Genomic DNA, 6,000 nt, shown 5'->3' on the forward strand with positions numbered 1-6,000 from the left:
GAAGTAATCCGGCCACCCAAAGAGTAATTCGGCCAACCCGGGAGTAATCCGGCCAAATCAAAGGATAATCCGTCCAACTCAAAGAGTAATCCGGCCAACCCGAGAGTAATCCGGCCAACTCATGCATCTGGGGTCTTCTGAACTTATATATAAGCGGAAGTCTCGATCTTATCGTAAGAATTAAAATACAGCTCCAATTGCCCACAGTTTGAGATTGTTTGACTTTGATCGTTTTTCAAGGGGCGGTCCGGGAGAGAAGCTTAAATGGGAGTGGGGGGCATTCCGTTTCCATCACTTTATTAGATAGGGATGGATGCCGGTGCAAGCTGATTGGTTTGCTTCTCGAGGTGGTCCTTGGCGCCCTGGGCAGCTCACTGTCCGAATGAAGCTTCCTTACGAAAGAAACTGACCAGTTATCTTTAGCCCCGCAAAAAGGCGGTAGGGAGCAACTTATGGACAGGATGCAATTAAGTCATTTGCCAATAAGCTCTCATGAATGTCGATTCTCTGCGTTAGTAAAATATCCTCATTAATTTTTGCCAATGGAATCAATGAATGGTTCGATTAAGAACGCAAAAACTAAATTATGTCTTGGGAAATAATTTGGGATAGGGGGATAAGCCCCGGAGGTGAAATATGGCTGTAATATTGGGTTTACAGGAGATGCAAAGGGAAAGGCAATTGAAGTTCGAGCGCAGGTTACTAAGGGAGCTTTCAATCGAAGACATGAAGGGGCGGATTCAGCGCTACTTCGGCCAGGATTTTATGGAAGTTTTGGAGGAAGGCTACTTTGATGTTGCCATCGAAGCCTTTTTATTAGGGGCGAATTACAGCAAGTTTGGGTATTACGGTGAGTCGGAGGATGATGTAAGGGCAAGATGCTTTAAGGAAGAAAAGTTCTTGATCGATACCCTGTTCAACTTTATTTTGTATTGGCGGGAGGTTACAGCGATTAACGCCTTCGATGAGGGATTATTTTATTGCTGTGAGGGGTTTGTCGGCGAGTGGTGGCTGGATGGCTTCAAGACTGGTGAAAAACGATATAAAATGAAATTGCACTAATTGTTCTAATTCCATGGTTTGTCCCATACCTTTTAATTATAGGGATCATGGAAGGGGAACGGTCATGCGTAGAAAGCTGAAATATACGGGTATCGCCATGGGTTTGTTTGTCCTTTTTTTAATTGTAACGTTTAAATTTGTTGAAGATGATTCATGGGACTCCTGGAACCTTCCCTTGGCAGGTAAGGTAATCGTCCTTGATGCCGGTCATGGAGGAATGGATGGCGGAGCGAATGTACAAGAGGTAATGGAAAAGGAAATTGCCCTTTCCGTTTCATTAAAAGTCCGCGACTATTTGCAGGAGCAGGGAGCCCTTGTCATCATGACCCGTGAGAAGGACGAGGATCTGGCTCAAAGAAATACGAAGGGAATCCGGCAGCGAAAACAGGAGGACCTGCGGAACAGAGTTGAAATGATCAATGATTCGGAAGCGGACTTATTTTTAAGCATCCATTTGAATTCTTTTCCATCAGCGTCATCGAAGGGTGCCCAAACCTTTTATACAAAGCGATATGAGGAAAATGAACAAGTGGCTAAATTCATTCAGACCGAAATCATAAGAAATCTTGAAAATACAAAGCGTGATGCAAAAACGATCAATCATGTTTATTTAATGAATTATGCGAAGAAGCCGGGAGCGCTCGTGGAAATAGGCTTTCTTTCCAATGATGAGGAAAGGGGACGCCTAATTAGTGATAAATATCAAGAAAAGATTGCCAGCTCGATTTATATGGGGATTTTACGTTATTTTACAGAGGAAAAGCTAGCGGATGAAGAATGAGGTTGGGGTCTTGTAGGGTGCAAGGCCTTTTTACTATGGGAGAATGCACCGTTCTTCGAAATAGGGCAGATGATAAGCTTTATTTCCGGAATATGATATACTGAAATGGGAAAATAAAACGAATACAAAGGGGTGCTCGACTTGTTCACAGAAGAGAAAGTACTGAATTTACTAAAGGATCTTAAAGACCCTTTTCTACATAAAAGCCTTGAAGAAACAAATGGGATTATCGAAATCAAGATAAAACCTGAAAAGAATCATGTAAGCGTTAAACTTGCGATTGCGAAAACCGGGACTGCGGAACAAATGCAAATGCAAACGGAAGTGGTGGACTTGCTGAAAACGAATGGAGCGGAATCGGTAGGAATTCGCTTCACGGAGCTTTCAGAAGATGAGCTAGCTAAACACCGTGAAAATATACCGCAGGATGAAGGGGACCAAGGCTTACTTGGACCAAACAGCAAGACGCAATTCATTGCAATTGCCAGTGGTAAAGGCGGAGTCGGAAAGTCGACGATTTCAGTGAATTTCGCTACTTCACTTGCTCGTTTAGGGAAAAAGGTCGGTCTCGTTGATGCTGATATTTATGGATTTAGCGTACCTGATATGATGGGAATTACAAAACGACCTGTCGTTCGCGGGGAGAGAATCATCCCGGTTGAACGGTTTGGTGTTCAAGTCATCTCGATGGGCTTTTTTGTCGAAGATAATGCACCGATCATCTGGAGGGGCCCAATGCTTGGCAAAATGCTGAACAGTTTCTTCAATGAAGTGGAATGGGGAGAGTTGGACTATTTAGTGCTCGACTTGCCGCCAGGTACGGGAGATGTTGCTTTGGACGTCCATACGATGCTGCCTTCCTGTAAGGAAATCATCGTGACGACACCGCATCCAACTGCAGCCTTCGTTGCTGCAAGAGCCGGTGCGATGGCCATCAAGACAGAGCATGAAGTCATTGGAGTCATTGAGAATATGTCATTCTTTGAAAGTAAAACGACTGGAGAAAAAGAATATGTATTCGGTAAAGGAGGCGGCGCGAAGCTTGCTGAAGAACTCCGAACAGAGGTTTTGGGACAACTTCCCCTGCAGCAGCCGGATTGGAATGAAGAGGATTTCGCCCCATCCATTTACGCAGCAGACCATAGGCTAGGCAGGATTTATGAGGATATTGCCAAGAAGGTCATTGAAAAGCTTCAATAAAAAAATAAGGGCTGATTCCGAAATTGGAATCAGCCTTATATCATTCCTTATCCTTCTTATCTTTTTCTTCGCCTTTAGTTTCCTTTTCCGCAGCTTTTGTAGCTGCTTTATCCAATCTTTCCTGCAGCTTCGCTTGAACGAGTGGACTATCCATCGTTTCGATGATCAATTCTTTGTATACGGAACGCATTTCCTTCGTTTTCAATAATTTATTCATTTCTTTTTCCAAATCGGGTTCCTTCAATATTTCCATGAGCATTCCACGGTACTGCGGATCTTTCGTTAAGTCCTTCAATATCTTCTTATGTTCATCTTCTAGAGCTTTAGCATAAGCGGCCACAAATTCTGGATCGTTAAAAGTCTTTTTCCAAAATTCCTTACCTTTATCTGAAGTGATCATATCTTCAATGGATTTCTTTATGACATCGGAATCCATAATAAGTTCAGCTTTTGTTTTATCATCGGAAATAATATCCTGGATGGCTTTTTTTCCATCATCAGTCTTCAGGATATCCACGACCATTTTCTTTGTCTCTTCATACTCCATTTTATCTTGACCTGCCCCATTTTGAGCACAACCGGAACAAATGAGTAAGAATGACGTAAATAGCAAAGCAACTCCCACTTTCACACGCAGGTCCCCTTTCATCCTTCTTACTGTTAATATGGTTCCAAACGGCGATATTATTCCCTGGTAGAATAAGTGGATTTTTCCAAATTTAGTTGGTACAATTAAAGAAATGAGATAGAAATATATGGGGGAAAACAATGAACAGCCGTAATTTAGTTAAATTGTTTTTTACGACATTGCTTATCGGTGGCATAACTGGGGGAGTTGTAGGGTTCTTGGCTCGATGGGGTGAGTTCAAGCCTTATTTTTCATCTTTTGAAGTCAGTAGCATCCTTTCAACCTTTATTTGGTTGTTCGGTGTTGGATTAATTTTCAGTGTCATAAGCCAAGCTGGCTTTTTTGCCTATTTGACGATACATCGATTCGGTCTGGGGATTTTTAAAAGCGCTTACCTCTGGAATGCCGTACAAATTGTACTCATTCTTTTTGTTGTATTCGATTTAGTTTATCTGCGGTATCTTAACTTCGGAGCAGGCGAAGGGATCAGCTCCTACATCGTGCTGGCCTTGGTTGTGTTGGCTGCGGCGGTGGTTACGGCTTTTTTCAAAATGAAGCAGGCGAACGGACAATCGTTCATCCCCGCTTTGTTTTTCATGGTCGTATTCACGGTTTTGGAGTGGTTGCCTGTTCTAAATTCAAATGATGAAGGCTGGCTTTACTTCATGCTGTTTCCCTTGTTGGTCTGCAATGCTTATCAATTATTGGTTTTAAGCAAATTGATCGAGCGTTCCCAACAGGAATTGGCAGGTAAAAGAGCACGGAAGCAAGCTGAAGCTAAGGGGAATAATGTGAAGGCTGGCGAATTGGGGAAAGGCAGTTAACCTTTCTGCATACATATGGAAGTCCAGATAAGAACGGCGTACCTATAGGTGCGCCGTTTTCTGTATTTTGTCGAGTGTCTGTTTAGCGGATCTCCTCACTGCTTGCCGATGAGTTGGATATCATCTCTGACACGTTCACGAAGGTCAAATTTTTTGCGCGAAGTTCATCCAGCAGTTCCGGCAGTGCCTTATTCGTTTGCTTTGCCGAATCGGAGGCGTGCAATAAGATGATATCGCCCTTTTGGGCCTTGTTGATATTCTGGACAATTCGTTCCACACCTGGATTGGTCCAATCCTTTGAATCAATGCTCCAATGAACTACGGTATAACCAAAATTTTCACTGATTTTTAAAAGCCGTTTATCAAAATGACCGGTTGGTGCCCGGAGAAGCTCTATATTTTTCACATTCAGCTTTTTAAATGCTTCCTGGGCTTTAGATATATCCCGAATGATGTCTCGATCCTCCATTTCGGAATAATCTTTATAGTCGTAACCGAGCATACCGATTTCATATCCATCTTTTACGATTTGGGCTACGATATCAGGGTGACGCTCTGCCCAAGAACCTGAAAGAAAAAAAGTGGCAGACTTAATTTTCTCCTTCTTTAAAGTTTCGATTATCGGTTCCGCCTTTTCATCCCCCCAGCCAATATTGAATGTGATCGCAACGTTCTTCTCTCCTTTATAAACCGCTTTTGGTCCGTCCTCTGTAGAAAAAACAGGAGCGTGAAGAATGTTTTGTACAAATAGGAACCAAGCGGTAAACAGTGCCGTAAGTAAAATTAACGAATAAAATTTGATGTTCTTTGCTTGAAGCACCATGAAAAATTTCATTAATTCCATCCCCTTGTCCAAGACTCTTGTCTTCAAATTTATGCGGGCGGATTTTTGTTATGCAAAAAAAATCACGAGAGGCTTGATAAAAATCGTATATTTAGGGAAAGATGTCTGTTGGAGGTGTAGGCCATGCTCGGTTTATTGATTAGTGACAAAGAAAAAATGGAATTGGAATATCTGTTAAAAAGGGAAATGGATGAAATCCTCACCGATTTTCAGGATGAAAGGATTGATCACATAATCAAAAGGGCCATGAACGAGAAATTCAATCTCCTTTTCAGTTTGTTAAAAAGGGTGAGCACTGAAGAGGAATGCCTTGTCTATATGAAGGAGAAAACGAAATTATCGAAGCTTAATCAATGATGATTGGTAAAAGTTAATTTTATTCGTAAAACCTATTGACTATTGATTTGGACGCTGGTATATTATAAAAGTTGCTGCAACATAAAGGATTTTTAAAAAGAGATGAAAAAAACTTTTTAAAAAAAGTTGTTGACGGCATGAAAATGAAATGTTAAGATATTAAAGTCGCTAAGAGAGATCAAGCGAAAAAAATTGCTCTTTGAAAACTGAACAAAACAAAGCGCCAACGTTAAATTTTAAGTGAGCACACACTATCAAAAAAGCAAATGAGCAAGTCAAACATTTCTTCGGAGAGTTTGATCCT

7 protein-coding genes are annotated in these 6,000 nt (G+C 41.6%); 5 read left to right on the forward strand and 2 right to left on the reverse strand.

Features of this window, described 5'->3' with window-relative positions:
- Window positions 1-636 precede the first annotated feature (636 nt).
- The 3 genes from CVN76_RS30570 to CVN76_RS30580 all read left to right on the forward strand — a co-directional run bounded on the left by CVN76_RS30570 (window position 637) and on the right by CVN76_RS30580 (window position 3,043).
- Window positions 637-1,062, forward strand: a complete 426-nt coding sequence (locus tag CVN76_RS30570) for a DUF2521 family protein (protein WP_100534281.1) — start codon at window positions 637-639, stop codon at window positions 1,060-1,062.
- Between the two features lie 64 nt (window positions 1,063-1,126).
- Window positions 1,127-1,843 carry an N-acetylmuramoyl-L-alanine amidase CwlD gene (gene cwlD / locus CVN76_RS30575; protein WP_061141117.1) on the forward strand — a complete coding sequence of 239 codons (717 nt, stop codon included), beginning with the start codon at window positions 1,127-1,129 and terminating at the stop codon, window positions 1,841-1,843.
- Window positions 1,844-1,984: 141 nt separating this feature from the next.
- Entirely contained in the window at window positions 1,985-3,043 is a 1,059-nt protein-coding gene (locus CVN76_RS30580; protein WP_061141118.1) for an Mrp/NBP35 family ATP-binding protein, read from the forward strand.
- Between the two features lie 40 nt (window positions 3,044-3,083).
- Here CVN76_RS30580 and gerD read toward each other — a convergent pair whose 3' ends face one another.
- Window positions 3,084-3,674, reverse strand: a complete 591-nt coding sequence (gene gerD, locus CVN76_RS30585; RefSeq protein ID WP_232732521.1) for a spore germination lipoprotein GerD — start codon at window positions 3,672-3,674, stop codon at window positions 3,084-3,086.
- Window positions 3,675-3,811: 137 nt separating this feature from the next.
- Here gerD and CVN76_RS30590 point away from each other — a divergent pair, with 137 nt between their 5' ends.
- Window positions 3,812-4,495: a KinB-signaling pathway activation protein gene (locus tag CVN76_RS30590; RefSeq protein WP_061141120.1), complete on the forward strand. Its 684-nt coding sequence runs from the start codon at window positions 3,812-3,814 to the stop codon at window positions 4,493-4,495.
- 82 nt (window positions 4,496-4,577) lie between these two features.
- Here CVN76_RS30590 and pdaB read toward each other — a convergent pair whose 3' ends face one another.
- Window positions 4,578-5,330 (reverse strand): polysaccharide deacetylase family sporulation protein PdaB, encoded by a 753-nt coding sequence (pdaB, locus tag CVN76_RS30595; RefSeq protein ID WP_100534282.1) that lies wholly within the window; start codon window positions 5,328-5,330, stop codon window positions 4,578-4,580.
- Window positions 5,331-5,462: 132 nt separating this feature from the next.
- Here pdaB and CVN76_RS30600 point away from each other — a divergent pair, with 132 nt between their 5' ends.
- Window positions 5,463-5,696 (forward strand): hypothetical protein, encoded by a 234-nt coding sequence (locus CVN76_RS30600; protein WP_100534283.1) that lies wholly within the window; start codon window positions 5,463-5,465, stop codon window positions 5,694-5,696.
- Window positions 5,697-6,000 lie beyond the last annotated feature (304 nt).

Source organism: Bacillus sp. mrc49, assembly GCF_002803435.1.